This window comes from Streptomyces tatrensis (genome assembly GCF_049310065.1).
Classification (GTDB): domain Bacteria; phylum Actinomycetota; class Actinomycetes; order Streptomycetales; family Streptomycetaceae; genus Streptomyces.
In genome coordinates this window covers 5100939-5118203 of the sequence record NZ_JBMDLB010000011.1, presented here as the reverse complement: position 1 = coordinate 5118203, position 17265 = coordinate 5100939, and the positions used below count along the sequence as shown (strand labels likewise).

17 protein-coding genes are annotated in these 17265 nt (G+C 70.0%); 10 read left to right on the top strand and 7 right to left on the bottom strand.

The window, feature by feature from the left end; all coding sequences use genetic code 11:
• Nucleotides 1-128: 128 nt before the first annotated feature.
• From ACODT5_RS39240 to ACODT5_RS39230, 3 genes are all read left to right on the top strand, one after another.
• Nucleotides 129-599: a plasmid mobilization protein gene (locus ACODT5_RS39240; RefSeq protein ID WP_422523780.1), complete on the top strand. Its 471-nt coding sequence runs from the start codon at nucleotides 129-131 to the stop codon at nucleotides 597-599.
• Entirely contained in the window at nucleotides 596-2296 is a 1701-nt protein-coding gene (locus ACODT5_RS39235; protein ID WP_422523779.1) for a relaxase/mobilization nuclease domain-containing protein, read from the top strand. The genes ACODT5_RS39240 and ACODT5_RS39235 overlap by 4 nt, the downstream gene beginning before the upstream one ends.
• Before the next feature lie 305 nt (nucleotides 2297-2601).
• Nucleotides 2602-2982, top strand: a complete 381-nt coding sequence (locus tag ACODT5_RS39230) for a hypothetical protein (RefSeq protein ID WP_422523778.1) — start codon at nucleotides 2602-2604, stop codon at nucleotides 2980-2982.
• Nucleotides 2983-3047: 65 nt separating this feature from the next.
• Here the strand turns inward: ACODT5_RS39230 and ACODT5_RS39225 are convergent, their stop codons facing one another.
• From ACODT5_RS39225 to ACODT5_RS39200, 6 genes are all read right to left on the bottom strand, one after another.
• Entirely contained in the window at nucleotides 3048-3485 is a 438-nt protein-coding gene (locus ACODT5_RS39225) for an NUDIX hydrolase (RefSeq protein ID WP_422523777.1), read from the bottom strand.
• Between the two features lie 29 nt (nucleotides 3486-3514).
• On the bottom strand, nucleotides 3515-4306 hold the full coding sequence (locus ACODT5_RS39220; RefSeq protein ID WP_422523776.1) for an SDR family NAD(P)-dependent oxidoreductase: 792 nt from the start codon (nucleotides 4304-4306) through the stop codon (nucleotides 3515-3517).
• Nucleotides 4287-5405 (bottom strand): hypothetical protein, encoded by a 1119-nt coding sequence (locus ACODT5_RS39215; RefSeq protein ID WP_422523775.1) that lies wholly within the window; start codon nucleotides 5403-5405, stop codon nucleotides 4287-4289. The genes ACODT5_RS39220 and ACODT5_RS39215 overlap by 20 nt, the downstream gene beginning before the upstream one ends.
• Complete coding sequence (locus ACODT5_RS39210; RefSeq protein WP_422523774.1) at nucleotides 5402-7309, bottom strand: nucleotidyltransferase domain-containing protein; 1908 nt, start codon at nucleotides 7307-7309, stop codon at nucleotides 5402-5404. Before ACODT5_RS39210 ends, ACODT5_RS39215 begins: the two co-directional genes overlap by 4 nt.
• A gap of 98 nt (nucleotides 7310-7407) precedes the next feature.
• Nucleotides 7408-7593: a hypothetical protein gene (locus ACODT5_RS39205; protein ID WP_422523773.1), complete on the bottom strand. Its 186-nt coding sequence runs from the start codon at nucleotides 7591-7593 to the stop codon at nucleotides 7408-7410.
• Nucleotides 7590-7844 carry a hypothetical protein gene (locus tag ACODT5_RS39200; RefSeq protein ID WP_422523772.1) on the bottom strand — a complete coding sequence of 85 codons (255 nt, stop codon included), beginning with the start codon at nucleotides 7842-7844 and terminating at the stop codon, nucleotides 7590-7592. Before ACODT5_RS39200 ends, ACODT5_RS39205 begins: the two co-directional genes overlap by 4 nt.
• Nucleotides 7845-8313: 469 nt before the next feature.
• On the opposite strand from ACODT5_RS39200, the gene ACODT5_RS39195 reads away from it, so the two are divergent.
• A complete protein-coding gene (locus tag ACODT5_RS39195) occupies nucleotides 8314-9339 on the top strand; it encodes an NsdA family TPR-like regulatory protein (protein WP_422523771.1) in 1026 nt (341 codons plus the stop codon).
• 45 nt (nucleotides 9340-9384) lie between these two features.
• Here ACODT5_RS39195 and ACODT5_RS39190 read toward each other — a convergent pair whose 3' ends face one another.
• Nucleotides 9385-9549, bottom strand: a complete 165-nt coding sequence (locus ACODT5_RS39190; RefSeq protein WP_422523770.1) for a hypothetical protein — start codon at nucleotides 9547-9549, stop codon at nucleotides 9385-9387.
• Nucleotides 9550-10013: 464 nt separating this feature from the next.
• Between ACODT5_RS39190 and ACODT5_RS39185 the strand changes: the two genes are divergently transcribed.
• The 6 genes from ACODT5_RS39185 (at nucleotide 10014) to ACODT5_RS39160 (ending at nucleotide 16860) form a co-directional block, all read left to right on the top strand.
• On the top strand, nucleotides 10014-10376 hold the full coding sequence (locus ACODT5_RS39185) for a hypothetical protein (RefSeq protein WP_422523769.1): 363 nt from the start codon (nucleotides 10014-10016) through the stop codon (nucleotides 10374-10376).
• A gap of 109 nt (nucleotides 10377-10485) precedes the next feature.
• Nucleotides 10486-11202: an ABC transporter ATP-binding protein gene (locus tag ACODT5_RS39180; protein WP_422523768.1), complete on the top strand. Its 717-nt coding sequence runs from the start codon at nucleotides 10486-10488 to the stop codon at nucleotides 11200-11202.
• Nucleotides 11199-13394, top strand: coding sequence for a hypothetical protein (locus ACODT5_RS39175; RefSeq protein ID WP_422523767.1), 2196 nt, complete (start codon nucleotides 11199-11201; stop codon nucleotides 13392-13394). Before ACODT5_RS39180 ends, ACODT5_RS39175 begins: the two co-directional genes overlap by 4 nt.
• Before the next feature lie 810 nt (nucleotides 13395-14204).
• Complete coding sequence (locus ACODT5_RS39170) at nucleotides 14205-14981, top strand: hypothetical protein (RefSeq protein ID WP_422523766.1); 777 nt, start codon at nucleotides 14205-14207, stop codon at nucleotides 14979-14981.
• 17 nt (nucleotides 14982-14998) lie between these two features.
• Nucleotides 14999-16171 (top strand): sensor histidine kinase, encoded by a 1173-nt coding sequence (locus ACODT5_RS39165; protein ID WP_422523765.1) that lies wholly within the window; start codon nucleotides 14999-15001, stop codon nucleotides 16169-16171.
• Nucleotides 16168-16860 carry a response regulator gene (locus ACODT5_RS39160; RefSeq protein ID WP_422523764.1) on the top strand — a complete coding sequence of 231 codons (693 nt, stop codon included), beginning with the start codon at nucleotides 16168-16170 and terminating at the stop codon, nucleotides 16858-16860. Before ACODT5_RS39165 ends, ACODT5_RS39160 begins: the two co-directional genes overlap by 4 nt.
• Nucleotides 16861-17265: the final 405 nt, after the last annotated feature.

The window sequence follows — 17265 nt, the reverse complement described above, 5'->3', positions numbered from 1 at the left end:
CATGCACGAAAACGAGAAGCCCACTCATCGGCCAGCAGCCGACCCCCACCCCAGCAAACAGCGCAGCAAGTTGGAGGTTCGGACACTCCCCCGTCGGGGGTGCGTCCGAACCGGAGCCCGCCCCGGGGGTGGCGGGTCCCGTCCCGCGCCAGGGGGCACGGGACGGGAAGGCTACGGCCGAGGGCGGACCGCAGCCTGCCAGGCGCCGGGGCAAGCCCCGTACCCGCGCCAAGAAGCGGCGCCCTGCACTGAGCGTCCGCCTCAGTGCCGCCGAGCGCGCGCTCGTCTCCGCCGGCGCCGATGCCGTCGGCATGAGCGACGCCGGCTTCCTCGCTCACAGCGGACTCGCCGCCGCCCGCGACCTGAACCGCACCGCTGCCGTCATCGCCACCGAGCAGGAGGTCCTCACCACCCTGTTCGCCCTGCGCCGCCAACTCGGCATCGCGAACAACAACCTCAACCAGACGACCAAAGCCCTGCACCTGGGCGTCGCCCCGGAAGGGCTCGACGACACCATCGCCGCCGTCCTCCGCGCCGTCGAGGACATCCGCCAGGTCACCACCCGCATGATCAACCCCGAAGGAACCCAGGCCGCTTGATCCCCTCCATCCACAAACAGGGCGGCGACACCGCCAGTCTGATCGCCTACCTCTTCGGCGCCGGCCGGAGCGAAGAGCACATCGACCCGCACCTGGTCGCCTCCTTCGACGGCCTCGCCCCCGACCCCGGCCGCGATCCGGGCGCCACCGAGGGTGATCTCCAGCAGCTCCTCGACGAACCCCTCCACCTGCTCCCCGCCGGCACCCGCCCGGACAAGCACGTCTGGCACGCCTCCGTCCGCGCCGCCCCCGGCGACCGCACCCTCACCGACACCGAGTGGGCCGACATCGCCCGCCGGGTCATCGTCGCCACCGGCATCGACCCCGGCGACGGCGCGGGCTGCCGCTGGGCGGCCGTCCGCCATGCCGACGACCACATCCACCTCATCGCCACCCTTGTACGCGAAGACGGCCGCAAGCCCGACCACCACCGCTCCGGGAAGCGCGCCCAGGCGGAATGCCGTCGCATCGAGGTCGACTACGACCTCTACCGCGTGGCTCCCGGCGACGGCACCGCCGCCAAGCGCCCCACCAGCGCCGAACAGCACAAGGCCCAGCGCCGGGGCCGGGACCGTACCGCCCGCGAGGAACTGCGCGAGACGGTCCGGCGCGCCGCCGCCGGCACCGCCTCGGAGACGGAGTTCTTCGACCGCCTCGCCACCGCCGGCCTCCTCATCAAGCTCCGCACCGCCCCCTCCGGCGACACCCTCGGCTACACCGTCGCCCTGCCCGAGGACCGCAACAAGGACGGGGCGCCCATCCACTACTCGGGGTCCAAGCTCGCGCCCGACCTCTCGCTTCCCCGCCTCCACGAACGCTGGACCGGAGCCCCGACCCAGGCGACCGCACCCCAGGCGAGCAGTCCGGCCGCCGCGCGCCGCCGAGCCACGGGTGCCGTCTGGCAGGCCGTCCTGCTCGTCGACCAAGGCGACGACGCCACCGTGGCTGCGCTGATTGCCGGCGGTGGAGAAGTCCTCGACGCCCTGGCCAAGACCTCGGCAGCCCACACCCGACACCAGCTGCGCGACGCGGCAGCGGCCTTCGAGCGGGCGGCCCGCTCCCACATCCGCGCCGAACGCGGCCAGGACCAGGCCCTGCGCCAAGCCGCCCGGGAACTCGTACGCGGAGGGCCGGCCCTCGGCCGAGGCGAAGACGCGGCCACGGGCGCGATGCTGATCGACATGGTGTTCTTCCTGGCCACCGCAGCCTCTGCCTGGCACGCGAAGAAGGGCCACGCCCAGCAAGCAGTCGCCGCACTCCAAGCCGCACAGCACCTCCGTGCCGCCTACCAAGCTGCTGCCGCCCACCCCATGGCCGTGCTCCAGGAGCACGGACGTCACATGCCCCGGCCCCTGGAGCTACACCTCGCGTCGGTGCTGCGCGACGCGCTCCCGAACCTGGCCGAGCAGGTCCTGGCAGAGCCCGGCTGGCCGGCCCTGGCCGCCACCCTCGCCGACGTCCAGGCCGCCGGCCACGAGCCTGCCGAACGGCTCACCGAAGCAATCGGAAGCAGGGAGTTGGGCAGCGCGACCTCCGTCAGCGACGTCCTCGTCTGGCGGCTCCGACACCTCGCGCAGCTACCCGCCGACCCCGGAACCGCACGCCCCCAGACCGCCCACACCCGCAGCGCCCCGACCCCGCCAATCACCACGAAAACGGCCACCAAGGACATCGGCGACGGCGCTCACCGACGCTGATCCAGCCCATCACGGACGCCTTATATCCGACGATCCGCGATTACCGAATTCCGGAATTCTCCGGAGCATTGAAGACATCCCCACCACTCGCACCGTAAGGACCTCCGCACCCCCGAGACCGAACTCTGAGCCGAAACCGCCACCCCTGCCCCGTCCCCCGGCCGAGCAGGCCGTACACCACTGCGATCGCCGCTGACCGGTGAAAGCGCGGCGCAACATAGCCGACGATCCCCGGTCAGCCAAACCGGGGATTCTCCAGACACTGGATACATCGCCCTTCCCGCACACCTTCGAGGAGCTCTCGCATGCCCGAAACCGAAATCCGACCCGCCGTCGTCGCCCTCCTCTGCGACTCGAACTTCAAATATCGGCGCGACACCAAAACTTGGTCCCACTACGACGGCCGCCCCTTCACCAAGGAGGAGCAGGCCACCGCCTTGGACGCCACCCGCGCCGAGTTCGAAGAGTTCGCGGCACAGCACACTCGCTACATGGAGTACCGGCGGACGACGGAAGAGGCCCCGGAAGCCTTCCAGCAGTTCCTCGCCCCGTTCATGGAGCGACTCACCACGAAGAACCTCGGCAATGCCGTCGAGCTCATGACCAAGGACGAAAGGTCCGAGTTCGACCGGCTGTTTGCCCTCATGATCGAGCGCCCTCGCCGCTTCACCGCGTACACCTTCTGAGCAACGCCGTCGGGGCCAACGCAACTCAGCGTTGGCCCCGGCGGCATGTCCGCATAGTCGTACGGCTAGGCCACAACCCCAGCCCCGAGCGTGCCGGCGCCGATGGCGCCCCGCAGGACGTGGACGATCTCCTCGGGCTTGAGGTCGATGCCGTCGAGCCCCTCCACGGTCAGCGGGATCTCTTCCAGCGCGTATTCGCCCCGGCCCTCGGCACTGAACTCGGGGCCGGTGCGGTCTTCGAAGGACCACGTCGCGATACGGGCGAGGTAGAAGAGCTGACGCTCCTTGTCGGATTCCATGGTGTGGAGGAGGCGGACGATGTCGGCCTTCCCCGCGATCTCCTCGTGGATCTCGCGGTGGAGGGCGGCCTCCCGGGACTCGTCGCTCTCCTCGACCCCGCCGCCGGGCAGCACCCAGTACTCGGGAACGTCCGGCTTGGTGCGGCGGATGACCAGCATCGTGTCGTCCGCGGTGACGAGGACGGCTCGGACTCGTTCGATCATTCGGCTTTGTCTCCTTGCTTGTTGACGTCTTAGTGCAGCAGCCAGCCGCCGTCGACGTGGACGGATTGCCCGGTGATGAACGACGCGGACGGGCCCACGAGGAACGCGACCAGTGCTGCGACGTCTTCGGGGCGTCCGCGTCGCGGGACGCACTGGCGGTTGATCTGGTCTTCCGGGCGGGCGCGGTGGTGGGCGGGGATGACGGTCTCGGCGTCGACCTGGATGGCGCCGGGGAGGACCGTGTTCACGCAGATCCCGTGCGGGCCCAGCTCGCGGGCCAGAGAGCGGGTCAGGCCCAGGAGGCCCGCCTTCGCCGTGCTGTAGGCGACGAGGTTGGTGCGGCCGGCGCGGGCGTTGACGCTGCCGATGTTCACGATCCGGCCCCAGCGGCGTTCGATCATGCCGGGGGTCAGGGCGTGGCAGGTGCGGTAGTGGGCGGTGAGGTTCACGTCGAGGGAGTAGTTCCAGGCGGTCTCGTCGGTGTCCTGCCAGGGGACGCGAGGGTAGGAACCGGCGTTGTTCACGAGGATGTCGACGGGGCCAATCTCGGCGCGGACGAGGTCGGCCATGGTCTGCACGGCGGTGGGGTCGGTCAGGTCGGCGTTCACCGCGATGCCGGGGCTGCCGTCGCGCTCGAAGGCGGCGAGGAGGGCGTGGGCTTCGGGGTCCTGGCCGAGGTGGTTGACGGCGACGGTGGCTCCGGCTGCCGCGAGGGCCCGTCCGATCTCGGCGCCGATGCCGGTGGCTCCGCCGGTGACGAGGGCGTTGCGGCCCTGGAGGGGTCGGGCGTGGAGGGGTGCCTCAAGCAGGGGCAGGGACATTGCGGCTCCGTTCGCGGGGGTCAGGGTGAGGGGCCGGTGCCGTGGTGAAGAAGGTGTCGAGGCCGGTGGTCGGGTCTTGGCTCTCGGCGAGCTTGATGAGGACGAGCAGCAGGTCGTGGCCGCTGAGCCGCGTCGGTGGGATGACGCCGAGGATCCGCAGGGCGAGGAAGCCGCAGAGGTCGGCCATGCCGATCCCGCCCTGCTCGCAGAGCCCGTGCAGCGCTCCTGTGATGGCTGCGTGGCGGCCGGGGCCGGTGTTCCAGGAGTAGCGGAGGTCGATGTGCCGGGTCGTGGGGTGCAGTTCCAGGTGGTCGATGCTCGGGGTGGTCTGGGCGGGCAGGGCCAGGCGGAGGGTGCGGGCGTACACGTCGCTCTGGTAGCGGGGGACGAGCCAGCCACCCATGGCCATGAGGTACCAGAGCAGGTTGGCGGCTTCGCCGGCGGCGGTGTTGCGGCCGGCGAATTCGAAGTCGAGCCAGCAGAGCGGGTCGGCGATGTTGGGCTCGGTGGGGTCGCCCTGAGTCAGTCCTGCCAGCCATCGGCGGTCGGGAGCCAGGGCGTGGCGGGCACTGTCGATGATGGCGGCGACATCCAGTGTGAGCGGTCGTCCGTTGGCGGTGACGGTGTAGCCGGCCAGTTCCTGGAGGGTGAGGGTCGCGGCGGTGTGCGGGAGGTCGACCGGCAGGTCCCGTTGCAGGTACCAGCGGTCGAGCCGGCCGCCGGGCCGGATCCGGTCGAGATAGAGGTCGGGCACGCACTCGGCAAGCGGGACCACCCTCCCGGTATCGGCCGCCGCGCTCCGCAGGTCGTGGCAGACACCGTCCATGAGCAGTCCCAAACGGGGCAGGACAGAGGGGTCCCGGTCGGCCAGGCTGATCACGTCGCCGAGCAGCAACTCGCAGCGCCCGCTGGCGAAGACATCCTCGTACGCGAGCAGATGGCGGTCCGGGAGTGCCGGACGGCCGAGCAGGGTCGGCACCTGGAAGCGGGAGACGAGCTGGGACCAGCCCCTGGCCTCGGCTTCGGCCGCCTCCCTGGTCGCGACCTCCTTGCGGAAGGCGAGCCCCGCCGCCCTCCTCGGAAGGCTGGCCGCGCTCACGCTGCCTCCCCCGGCAGGGTAGCCAGCCAGCCCCGCAGGACAGCCAGGGCCAGTTCCTCTGCGGCGGCCCGCTCGGTGCGGGCCGCCGCGACCACGCTGGTGTCCTGCCGGCCTACTTCGACGAGCAGGCGCAGAGCATCACTGTCGGAGGGGCATTCGATCCCGCTGAACCGGAGCTGGATCTTCGCCAGGAGCGCGGTGACCTTGTACAGGTCGCGAAGGTCGGGCGACCCCTTCAGGAGCTGGCGGCGGATCTCGATGGCGGCCTGGATGCCGTCGCGCAGGCTCGCGTCGATGTCGGTGGCCGCGTCCGGGGCAGGCAGGGCCAGGCCGCGGGCGCACCACAAGGGGATGAGGCCACCGCTGCCGATGAGCGCGAGGACGTGCAGGAGCCGGGAGGTGACAGCGCCGGCCCAGCACTCCGCGCGGGTCAGCACGGTCAGGCCGAGCTTGACCCCGCCGAGATCGTCCTCCAGGTCGGCCAGCACGGTACGCATCCCCACAAGGGACTCGGCGTCGGCGACGACGAACACGTCGAGGTCGCTCCAGCCGTGCTGGTACTTGCCGCGGGCTCCGCTCCCCGTGACGGCCAGGAGGTCGATCAGGGGGTGCGGCCCGGTCAGGCGGTCGAGGAGTTCGGAGAGGTAGGACTCCAGGTGCACGGGCAGGCCCAGGGCGTTGACCGGCATCGTGCTGGGCTGATGCTCGGGCCACTGCCGGGTCAGCGCCATACGGTCCAGCCGCCGCTCCAGCTCCAGGCGGCCTCCGCCGTTGCCGACGACCTCCTGCGCGATGGAGCGGATCTTGTCGGCGCCCCGTGCGCTCTTGATGAGGTCGCGGTCGAGGACGTCCTGGGCTCCTGCCGTCCCGCGCTGTGTACGGACGGCAGGGGAGGTGTCCAGGTAGGTGATGGTGAGCTGGGGGCCGAGCATCCTGGCGAGCTCGACCGCCGAGTCGAAGTCGTGCAGTGACTCGATGCTGACGGAGTCGAGGAAGTGGTGGGCTTCGCAGTAGCGGTCCAGGGCGTCCACGATCAGCTCGGCCTGCACGACCGGGCTGAGCCGGTACGGGTCGGCGATGGCCGCCCGGGCGGCCGCGTTCTCGATCAGGTAGCCGATCTTGAGGCGGGCGTGCCCGTGGTGCGTACGCAGGTACTCGCCGGCCGTGCTCTTGCCGCTCTCCGACATCCCACCGAGCGCGGTCACGTGCACACCCGGCATCGCCCGGCCGGGAATGGCGGGGTGGAGAGGGGCCAGGAGCCGGCGGGCCTCGTCCTGGATGGTGACGGTCGGCCGGTCACCGATATGGATCGTCTCGCCGAACCGGCCGTCCTTGACGAGCCGGGCGACCTGCTCGTGGAGGTGGCGCTGGTAGGCCTTGTAGACGTCCGTGACGGTGGCCTCGTGGGACAGGCTCCGGCGGGTCCCTTCCTCCACGTCCTTGCAGTGCAGGAGCAGGAGGGAGCCCTCGCCGCCTTCGGCGGCACGGAGATGAGCCTCGTATGGGGCCAGGAGGAAGCGGACGCGGTCGGCGGCCTGCGGGGCGGCCAGGTTCTCCCGCACGGCGACGGTGGCGGCGACGGATGCCTCCAGCATCGGGATCCCCCGGTCCAGGAACCGCACCGGCGCGGAGAACGGGTGCCGGGAGCGCTCCAGATAGGAGGCGGCGAGGACATCGGCGACCTCCTGGACCGGACCGGTCTCGAACCACCAGCGGCCCATGCCGTCGGCCTTGATGGCCGCCCAGCGGGGGTCGTAGTGGTCCAGCGGTCCCGCCGAGGTGGCCGCGGAGCCCATGCGGCGGGCGAGGATCCCGATTTGCTTGGTCTTCCCAGTGTTGTCTGGGCCGCTGAACGCGACCGAGAGGGGTACGGGGTACGTATCGCTGGTGAGCGGGCTGGTCATCGGCTTCCCTTCACAGGTGTGGCTGAGCACGTGTGCCGGCGAAGGTGCTGTCAGCACCTGCCGTGAGGGGCGATCTGCGCGATCGGATTCGGGACGCTCTATCCGGTGGCGTCGTCCGGGCCTCTGTCGTCGACGCTGAGCGAGGGGTGCGCCATGGCCACCTGCGCAGCCGCGTACTCGCCCTGGGCGAGCAGGCCGACCATCGCGAGCCCTGCGGCCGTACCGAGTGCCCACACCCAGGTCAGGGCCGTTCCGGGCGGGTCGGATAACGCGGGGCGGCTCACGCGGACGCCGCCTTCGGGTCCTCCGAGCGCAGGGCGATGGCCCGCTCCAACTGGAGGCTCAGCAGCAGGACCCGTCCGGGGTCCATGTCGAGCGTCGCGGTGGTCTTCGTCCCGTCGAGGAAGCAGACCTCGACGGACAGGGCCGCGTTCCCGGTCCGGCGGTCGTAACGGGGGTCCTTGTCGAGGAGGGCGAGGCCCCGGACGATCGGGGTCGTCGTGCGAGTGCTGGGGTCCTGTTCGGTCGTCGTCACCGGTGGTTCCTCTCACGCGTCCGGGCAGGCGCCAACAGGCCCTGAGCAGGGCCTGTTCGAGCCAATCGGAGATCCAGGGGGTGATGTTCAGTCAACGGCGATCCACAGCCCGGGGACAGAGCCCAGGATGTAGTCCTGCGTAATCCCGCGTAATCCAGGTGGGGAGGGTGACGGGGTGCCGAAGAACCCGGCCGTCGCGGATCTGATCAAGCAGGCATGCCAGGAACGAGGCTGGGGACCCTCCGAGTTGGCGCGCGCCCTCGGCCTTGCGGAGAGCGGGAACCCGCGCCGCCTCCAGCGCCAGCACGCACGCCGCTGGATAGAGGGCGAGCGGACACCGGATCACTGGTGGCCGTACATCGCCCAGGTGTTGGCCCTGAACCCGGAAGCGATCAACCTTCCAGAGGCCGTGCCGGTGGCACTCCACGCCGATACCGTTGCATCAGTCCTACACCTGGGAAGGAGCGACGTGGACCGCCGAAACTTCATCCTCGCGTCCAGCGGATACGCCCTGTCCGCCCTCGGACTGCCCGACATGGACAGCATCACCCGCCGGACCACGACCGCTCCCCCAGGCGCCGTCCGGGTGGGCCGGGGTGAGGTGGCAGCCGTACGCCACATGGTGAAGGCCCTGGGTGACTCGGCCTCCGAACTCGGCGGCGGCCACGCCCGCCACCTGGCCGTCCGCTACCTCACCCAGGACGTCGCACCCTGGCTGGAGGGCCGCTTCACCGAGGCCACCGGCCGCGACCTGTTCGCCGCCACCTCCCAGCTCGTCCACCTCGCCGGCTGGATGGCCCAGGACGAAGGCGACACCCCCGAACTGCGCGGGCTCGCCCAGGGCTACTACGCACACGCCTTCCGCCTGGCCGCCGAGGCTGGCGACCCGGAGCTGTCCGCCACGGCCCTCCGCGGCCTCGCCGTGCAGTGCGTCGACCTCGGCTATCGGGCGGAAGCCGTCCAGCTCGGCGAAGCCTGCGTGGACTACGGCCGGCACCTCGACAACCCGCGAGCCGTCGCCTACTACGAGGCCACCCTCGCCAACGCCGCCGCCCAGGACGACGACCGCCGCATGGCCGCCAAGCACCTCGCCATGTCCGAGGCGGCCATCGGCAAACCGACAGCCGCGGGCGGAGACTCCTGGGCAGCGCACTACTCCCCCGGCCGCTGGGCCCACGAGTCCGGCATGATCCTCTCCCGCCTCGGCGACCTCAACGCAGCCGAAGAACACCTCCACCTCGCCCTCGACATCCACGGCCTCGACCGCCGCCGCACCCGAGCCATCGTCCTCGCCGACCTCGGCGGCGTCCGCCTGCGCCAAGGCGACGTCGACGGAGCCATGGCCACCTGGCGCGACTTCCTCGACTGCGCCGACGGCATCCGCTCCGTGAAGGTCCAGGCCGCCCTCCAGGACATGCGCGTCCGCCTGCGCCGGCACAACGGAGTCCCGGAAGCCGAGGAGCTTCGCGATCGAGCAGCTCGCCTAACTGGCTGACGGACTAATGGAGCGCGCGACGGTCCAGCGCGTTGCCCGGGTGGTCTACTGCAGGTGCTCGGCGCGACCGGCGTTGATCACGAACGCGATGTCCTCGGGCCAGTCGTCGGAGTGGTTCCCCACGAAGTGCCTCTCCAAGGGCTCCTGCCGGTCTCCGGTCGCACGGAACGTCACCTGGGACTCGATGCCCCCGCCGAGGTTCCGGTACATCACCTCGATGGCCCGATCAGCTTCCGGGAAGGGTGACGACCCGGACCCGGGCCCGCACTGCCCCCACAAGATCACTCACACACCATCAACGAGCTTGAACTCAAAGCGTTTCGGATCGACAGGTTAGGCGCGATTGGGACTAAGGGACCACGCATGAAGAAATTGTCCCCATAAACGGAATTACATGCTCCGACAGCTCCAACCCCCAGGAATGATCACGCTGCCCCAACGGGTGGACTGCCTAATGGAGTTGAAAGATCTCTGGCATGAAACCCCGGACCTCTAAGCCCTCTCACAGGAATAGGGATTTCATCGGGAAGTTCATCTGTGGTTATCTGTGACCGCACCGGGGGGGCGCGTGCGTTTCTGCTTCCCCCTGCGCCGGTTGGAGGGCGGGCCCACTCTCCGACTGCCAGCCGCTGTGGACATAGCAGCGGAGACCAGCGAAAACTGTGGGGAAGTAAATGCAGCGAAAGACGGCAATACGAGGCGCGGTACTCCTGCTCGGGGCTGCGACCCTGCTGGGGGCGACCCCTGCGATGGCCGCAGATCTGAACTCGTATTCCTGGGGCACCTACCAGCAGGCCCACGCCTACAGCTACGGCACCAACACCAGCGTGGCGATCAAGGACACCCGCGCCGACGAGCGCACCGTTTACACGGAGTACTACCGCTCCGTTGACAACACCATGCGCACCCTGCACAACAAGAGCGGTAACGGCACCACGGTCTACAGTGCCTCGGGTAGCACCATCTGGAAGCTCCGCGCCTGCCAGAGCATCGAGTGGTCGCCGGACAGTTGCGGCAGCTGGGCGTCCAGCCGCTAAGACTGTGTTCGGCGGGTGTGACCACCGCCGGGCCATGTGAAACATGAATGGGGTCACTGCCAGATTCACTACTCGGCAGTGACCCCTTTTTCATTTCAGTGAGGGAAGTATGGAACCAACAACCAGTCAGGCACAGCGCACCCACGGGCGCGCAGCGAACAGCACGGCACTCGAACTCAGGTCGCTGCATTACTCGATCGGCGACCGTGTCCTTTTCGACGGCCTCGACCTGACCCTGTTGGCCGGCGAGTCCGCCGCCGTCATGGGCCCCAGCGGCAGCGGGAAGAGCACCCTGCTCTCGTGCGCGCTGGGACTCGTCAAGGCGGATGGGATCGTGCGGATCGCGGGCACCGACCTCACCCGGCTCAGCCGTCGCGGACTTGCTGAGCACCGGCGGACGGCGATCGGTGTCGTCTTCCAGTTCGGTGAGCTGCTGCCTGAGTTGAGTCCGCTGGAGAACGTCGCCCTCGCAGCCCTGCTGTCCGGAACCTCGCGACGAATCGCCTACGACGAGGCGGCAGCACTGCTCGACGAACTCGGCGTCCCGGTGTCCGATACCCCCACCGCCTCCCTCTCTGGCGGCGAGCGCCAGCGCACCGCCGTCGCCCGCGCTCTCATCAACAAGCCCTCACTCCTGCTCGCCGACGAACCCACCGGGGCCCTCGACGAGGCGAACCGGGAGAGCGTCGCCGACATGCTGTTCTCCCTGCCCAAGCAACGGAACTGCGCGCTGCTGACCGTGACCCACGACCCCCAAGTGGCCGCACGGGCGGACCGGACCTGGCAGCTCGCCGACGGTGTCCTGGTCGAACGGACCGCATCATGACGCCGGTGCGCAGCGGCGCCGTCGTGTGGTGGCAGCTCATACGCATCGGCTCCGCCGCACGGCGTTCCGGTAGCCACATCCGTGCCGTCGCCCTCGCGTGCGCCGCTCTCGCACTGAGCATCACAGCCACAGCAGCGGTCCTCGCCTTCGCCGCGTACGACGGCCGGGACACCCGGGCAGAGGCTCGCGGTCCTGTGTTCACCCAGTCCGCCACAGCCCCGGAAACCAGGGGGCTGTGGAGCGAACAGACAGACGAGCTCTCCGGCCGCATTCCGTTCTCCGTGGTGTACATCGAGCCCATTACTGAGGACTCGCCGCTTCCCCCCGGACTCTCTCAGTGGCCCGGGCCCGGCGAAGTGGTCATGTCGGAGGCGCTCAGCAAAGCGGGTACCTCAGACGAGATCGACAGCCGGTACGGAGCCGTCGTAGGAGTCATCGGCGCCGCGGGCCTCACCTCCCCGGGGGAACTGCTGGCTTACGCCCGCCCGCCCGCAGGCATGGCGGATCCCAGCCAGATGCAACCGATCTCCGGCTACGGCGGCACCGGCCCCTTCCCCCTCGGTGACGCTACCGCCCCCGAGCCGATCTTCATGATCCTCAATGTCTTGCTCTTGATGGCGGCGCTGCCCTCCGGGGCTCTCGCCGTGGCTGCAGCCCGCACCGGCTCCGACGCGCGCGACCAGCGCACGGCGCTGCTGACTGCCCTCGGCGGTGGCCAAAGGGCCCGGGCCGCTCTCAACGTCGGCGAGGCCTTGCTGCCCACCACGATTGGTGTGCTCATCGCCGCGGTGGCGAACATCACCGTGATGAGCACGGACCTCACCCTCCCGATCGTCGACTTCACCCTCGCCGCCGTCGACGCCCGGCATGCATGGTCGTCGCTACTGCTTGCGCCGGTCCTCGGCGGCCTCCTCGTGCTGCTCGCCGTGGTACTGCTGCACCCGCCGCAGCGCGGACGTGGCCACGAGACCAGGCCACGTCAGGCATCCTCACGGCTGCCGCGCTGGTGGCCGTACCTCTTCCCCGTCATGATCCTGATCGCGATCCGCGGGCCCGAGTGGACCAGCAGTCCGATGATCCGTCAGACGATCTATGTTGTCGGGCTCATGGGGACCTTGGCCACTCTGCCCTCGGTCATCGCCCTGCTCACTGCGGTCGCCGGGCGCGGCCTCGCCCGAGCGGGCCGCCGGACCGGACGCTCCGGCGCGCTCCTGGCGGGCCGTTGGATGATGGCCTGGCCCGGAGCCGTAGCACGGCTCACCGCCGGGGTGGTGATCGCCTTCGTCGTTATCGGCCAGACCCAGCTGTGGTACGCCCGCACGGCAGGACCCGCAGTGCTCGCCGAGCAGACCGAGGCGCGCATCGGCAGCAGCGTGCTGATCGTCGGGATACCCGAGGGAGTCACCTCGACGAAGCCCTTCCTCGACGCCCTACCCGACCGGGTAGGAGACCTCCGCGTGAGCGCCGACCACAGGAAGGGGACCTTGGAGGTCACCGGGCGTTGCGAGACCCTCCAAAAACTGTCCCTCCCGTGCTCGGACGCCGGCACAACGATCAACCCCCGCGACCCTGGCCATGACATCCGCATTCAGGAGATGTCCAACTGGCTGGGCGGAGTCAACGGCTTCTCGGTCCGTGCCGCGGAGGTACCGGCCGGGCAGTCGATGCTCCTGGTGAGTACCGATGGCAGGGACCTCCCCATCCCTGCGGTGAAACAGGCCGCCAACTCCCACCTCGGCCTGGCCCCGCATGTCGGCACCATCGGTGGTGAGTGGCTGGGCGGGTCGAAGGATCTCGCCAGGAAGAGCCTGTGGCTGCTGCTCTTCGGTGCCTTCGGCGTCGCGGTCGTCGCGATCTCCATCACAGTCGGAAACCTCGCGGAGTTCATGCGCTTCGCGCGCCGCATCACCGCACTGAGCGTCCTCACGGGCAGCCGGACCATTTACTTCAGCGCGGCATTCTTCTCCCTCTTCATTCCGCTCGTCACGGCCGCGCTGCTGGGCCTCCTCACGCATGTATGGCTCGCGTCACCGCTCACCTCGGGCACCCACCGGAACGAGTTCTTCGAAGTCTCATGGCCGCTGTTGCTCGGCGTCGTCGGCGGTGCCGGTGCCATGGCGCTGCTGGTCTGGCTGTGGGGAGCGAGTGCTGCTTCACGGCAGGCAAGTACGTGGCGCCCGAGTGCCGACTGAACCAACCCCGGCCACGAGCTGTACGGGTGCCGATCCGGCCGCGCCCGCACCCGTACAGGGCCCTGTAGTTCCGGCTCGGTGAGGTTTCGACAAGGAGCTCTGCTACCTGACCTGGGGTGCCCACGGCAGGCGAGGGGTCAAGGTCGGACTGTGGCGGTCGTAGGCCGACCGGGCAGCGCTGACCGCAGAGCTGCCACACGGTCGGCGACCGTCTCCTTGCCGGGTGCGGCCTCGTCGACATGGGCCGCCGCCCCCGCGCAGATGCCGGTCTGCCGGCCTCGCGGTAGGGGATCGCGGAGATCACCCCCACCCCGTCCGCCTGACGCTTGCGAGCGCAATCCCCATGCTCGGCGGCCTGTCAGCGACGGCAACTCGTAGGCGATCCGGACGACTCGCGGCCCCTGTGGGACGCCAACGCGAAGGCCGTGCCCCAACCGTGCCCTTAGTGAGGGTCAACAGCGGTCAGAACCGGTTTAAGCAAGGGCTCAGGAAGGGGCCCGATCGCCCCTGTTTACGCAGGTCAAGGCCATACGGATGCGTTCCGCGCCGTAGATTCCCAAGCTTATAGCGCGGGTTCGATTCCCGTCATCCGCTCTTCTACGAAGCCCCAGGTCAGCGACCTGGGGCTTCTGTTTTGCCCAGACCTGTTAAGGAGCTCCGCACCGCTTGCGCACCAGTAGGTCGGGGCCCGTGTCGGACCGTGGTCTGATGCCGGGCCAGGGGAATGGGCCTCGTCGGGCCTGGGGCCGATGTCGGGAAGCAGACCGTACTCCGACGCGGCGAGGCCCTCGCTGGCGGGATCGTTCGGGCATGACGACCACACGGAGCACATCCCCCGTAGGCGACTTCGCGTCCCCGGCGAAGGCCCGACTGCTGCCGATGGAGTGGTCCGGCTTCCCCGGGCGTTGGGCGGGCGGGGTCTCTCTAGTCACCGGGCCGCTGCTTCTCGGTACGGGAGTCCTGTTGAGACTGCCGTTCCACTTCTTCTTCCCCGAGCAGCTCGCCGCCCGCGTCGAGCACCCCGGTCTGATCGCGGCCTCATACGGCGCCTTCGCCGCCGGAACCGTGCTGCTGTGGCCCGCCGTTGCCGCACTCGCATCTCGGATCGGCCGTCGCAGCCCCGGACTGGCCCTGTGGGGCGGGATCTTCGCCGTTCTCGGCCTCTTCGCCCGGACGTTCCACGCCGGTGTGGACCACCTCGCCTTCCAGCTCGCCGACCGGCAGGGGGCAGAGGCCGCCACCCGGTTCGTCGGCGAGACGTACGGCGCCTTCCACATCTTCAGCGCCCTCAACCTCGCGATCATGGGCGGCTGGCTGCTCCTGGCCGTCGGAGCCTGGCGGGCCCGGATACTCGGCCCGGTACGCGCCCTCGCCCTCGCGGCGGCCGCCGCGCTACCGCTCGGCGTACTCAAGGGCACCACCCCGCTGTCGGTCGCGGCCGTAGCCGGACTCTGCCTCGCCCTCGTCCCGCTGGGCATCACCGTGCTGCGCGACGGCCGGGCACCGCGCCGCGCCGTCGTACTGCGCTGGAGCACCGCGATCACGGTCACCGTCGCGCTCATGACCGTGATCGGTCAGGCCGGTTGACGATGTACGGTCGGGCCATGCGTCTCCCCCGGCGACCGTGCGACGGCCATCTGCTGGCACTCGATCTGGCCGCCGCGCTCCTGATCACCACCGCGTACACCGGATTCGCCCGAATGACCGATAGCGACGCCCAGCCCGCCTACACCGGACCGGTGTGGGCGGGCGTGCTCGTGGCCGCGGTGGTCGGCCTCCCGGTCGCGGCCCGGCGGCGGTGGCCCGTACCGGCCGTCTTCACGGCGCTCGCCGGCCTCGTCGCCGCCACGCTCCTGGACATCACGCGCGAGCCGTATCTCGCCCTCGGTCTCATCCTCTACGCGGTCGCTCTCACCCAGCCCCCGCGCCGCTCCGTGCCCGTACTCTCCGTCGCACTCGCTGCCTCGGCAGCCGCCGTCCTCACCGGAGAGGCCGTGGTCACCCCGGCCGAGACCTGGAGCGGGGCGGCCGGCGTGGCCGCCATCGTCTGGCTGGTCCTCGGCGGCGGCTGGGCGGCGGGCTTCGCGGTGCGCGGCCGCCGGGCCCGGGAAGCGGACCGCGCCGCCCGCCGTACCGAGCGTGCCATCGTCGAGGAACGGCTCAGGATCGCACGCGAGTTGCACGACATCGTGTCGCACAGCCTCAGCCTGATCGCCGTGAAGGCCGGCGTCGCCGGGCATGTCGCCGGACGACGGCCCGAGGAAGCCGTGGACGCGCTGCGCGTCATCGAGCAGACCAGCCGGGCCGCCATGACCGAGATGCGGCGCACCCTCGGTGTGCTGCGCGCCGAGGCCCCGCTGGGCCCGGCACCGGGTATCGAGGCCCTCCCTCAGCTGGCGGACCAGGCCCGACGGGCCGGCGTGGACGTCGACCTCACGGTCCGGGTCCCGGACGGAGGCCTGCCGGCGGGAATCGCCCTGGCCGTTCATCGCATCGTCCAGGAGTCCCTCACCAACACGGTGAAGCACGCGGCCCCCGCACGCTGCCGGGTGACGGTCGAGGCGGACCCGCGCGAGGTACGGATCGACGTCACGGACGACGGCGGAGGCATCGGAGGACGGGCCGGCGCCCGCGGGTTGCCCGCAGGACACGGCCTGGTCGGCATGCGGGAGCGCGCGATGATGTACGGCGGGACGTTCAGCGCGGGCGCGCGCCCCGAAGGGGGCTTCGCGGTATCCGCCCGCCTGCCGCAGGACGGCACGAGGAGGACCGAATGACCGATGCGACGCGCGTACTCGTCGTCGACGACCAGGTGTTGCTGCGGGGCTCCTTCCGGATCCTCGTCGAGAACGAGCCCGGTCTCAGCGCCGTCGGAGAGGCCGGTGACGGAGCCGAGGCCGTGGAAATGGCGCGCCTGCACCGGCCGGACGTGGTCCTGATGGACGTCCGGATGCCTGTCATGGACGGCATCGAGGCGACCCGGCGGATCTACGCCTCCCCGGAGACCGCTGGGGTACGGGTGCTGATCCTGACCACCTTCGACCTCGACGAGTACGTCTACGCGGCCCTGCGGGCGGGCGCGGCGGGCTTCCTCCTCAAGGACGCCCCGCCGGCGGAGGTGCTCTCCGCGATCCGGGTCGTCGCCGCGGGCGACTCCCTGCTGGCCCCGTCGGTGACCCGTCGCCTGATCGAGGAGTTCACCCGCCGCCCGGAACCGGGGCCCGGCCGGGGCACGGTCCCGATAGCGGGGGTCACCGAGCGGGAACGCGAGGTGTTGGAGTTGATCGCATGTGGCCTGTCGAACGACGAGATCACGGCGCGCCTGCACCTGAGCATGGGCACGGTGAAGACCCATATCGGCCGTCTCCTGGCCAAGCTCTCCGCCCGGGACCGGGCCCAGCTGGTCATCGCAGCGTACGAATCGGGAGTCGTGTCGGTCTCCGGCGGCACGCCGGGAGCACCCTGAGCCGGCCCGTGCCCCATCCGTGCCCTTCGGACCGGTGAAGAGCGGTCAACAGAGGTACAGACGGACCCTCGAAACGACCCCCTTGGCAGACTGTTTCTGCAGCTCAGAAGCCATATGGACGCCCTGCGTGCCATAGATTCCCAAGCTTATAGCGCGGGTTCGATTCCCGTCATCCACTCTTCCAAGAAGGCCCAGGTCAGCGACCTGGGCCTTCTTCGTTGTCCAGACCTTTCGGGCTTGCCGCGCCATTCGACTGCACCAGCACTGCCCGGGACCTCAGCCCGAATTCTCATCGCCAGAGCGGCAGTTGCCGCTCCGCATGCGCTTGCTCGGACCACAGCCCGGACATCGGTGCAGTGACCAGTGCGGTCACCGATCGGTTAGTCGGCGGGCGGATGTTCGCCG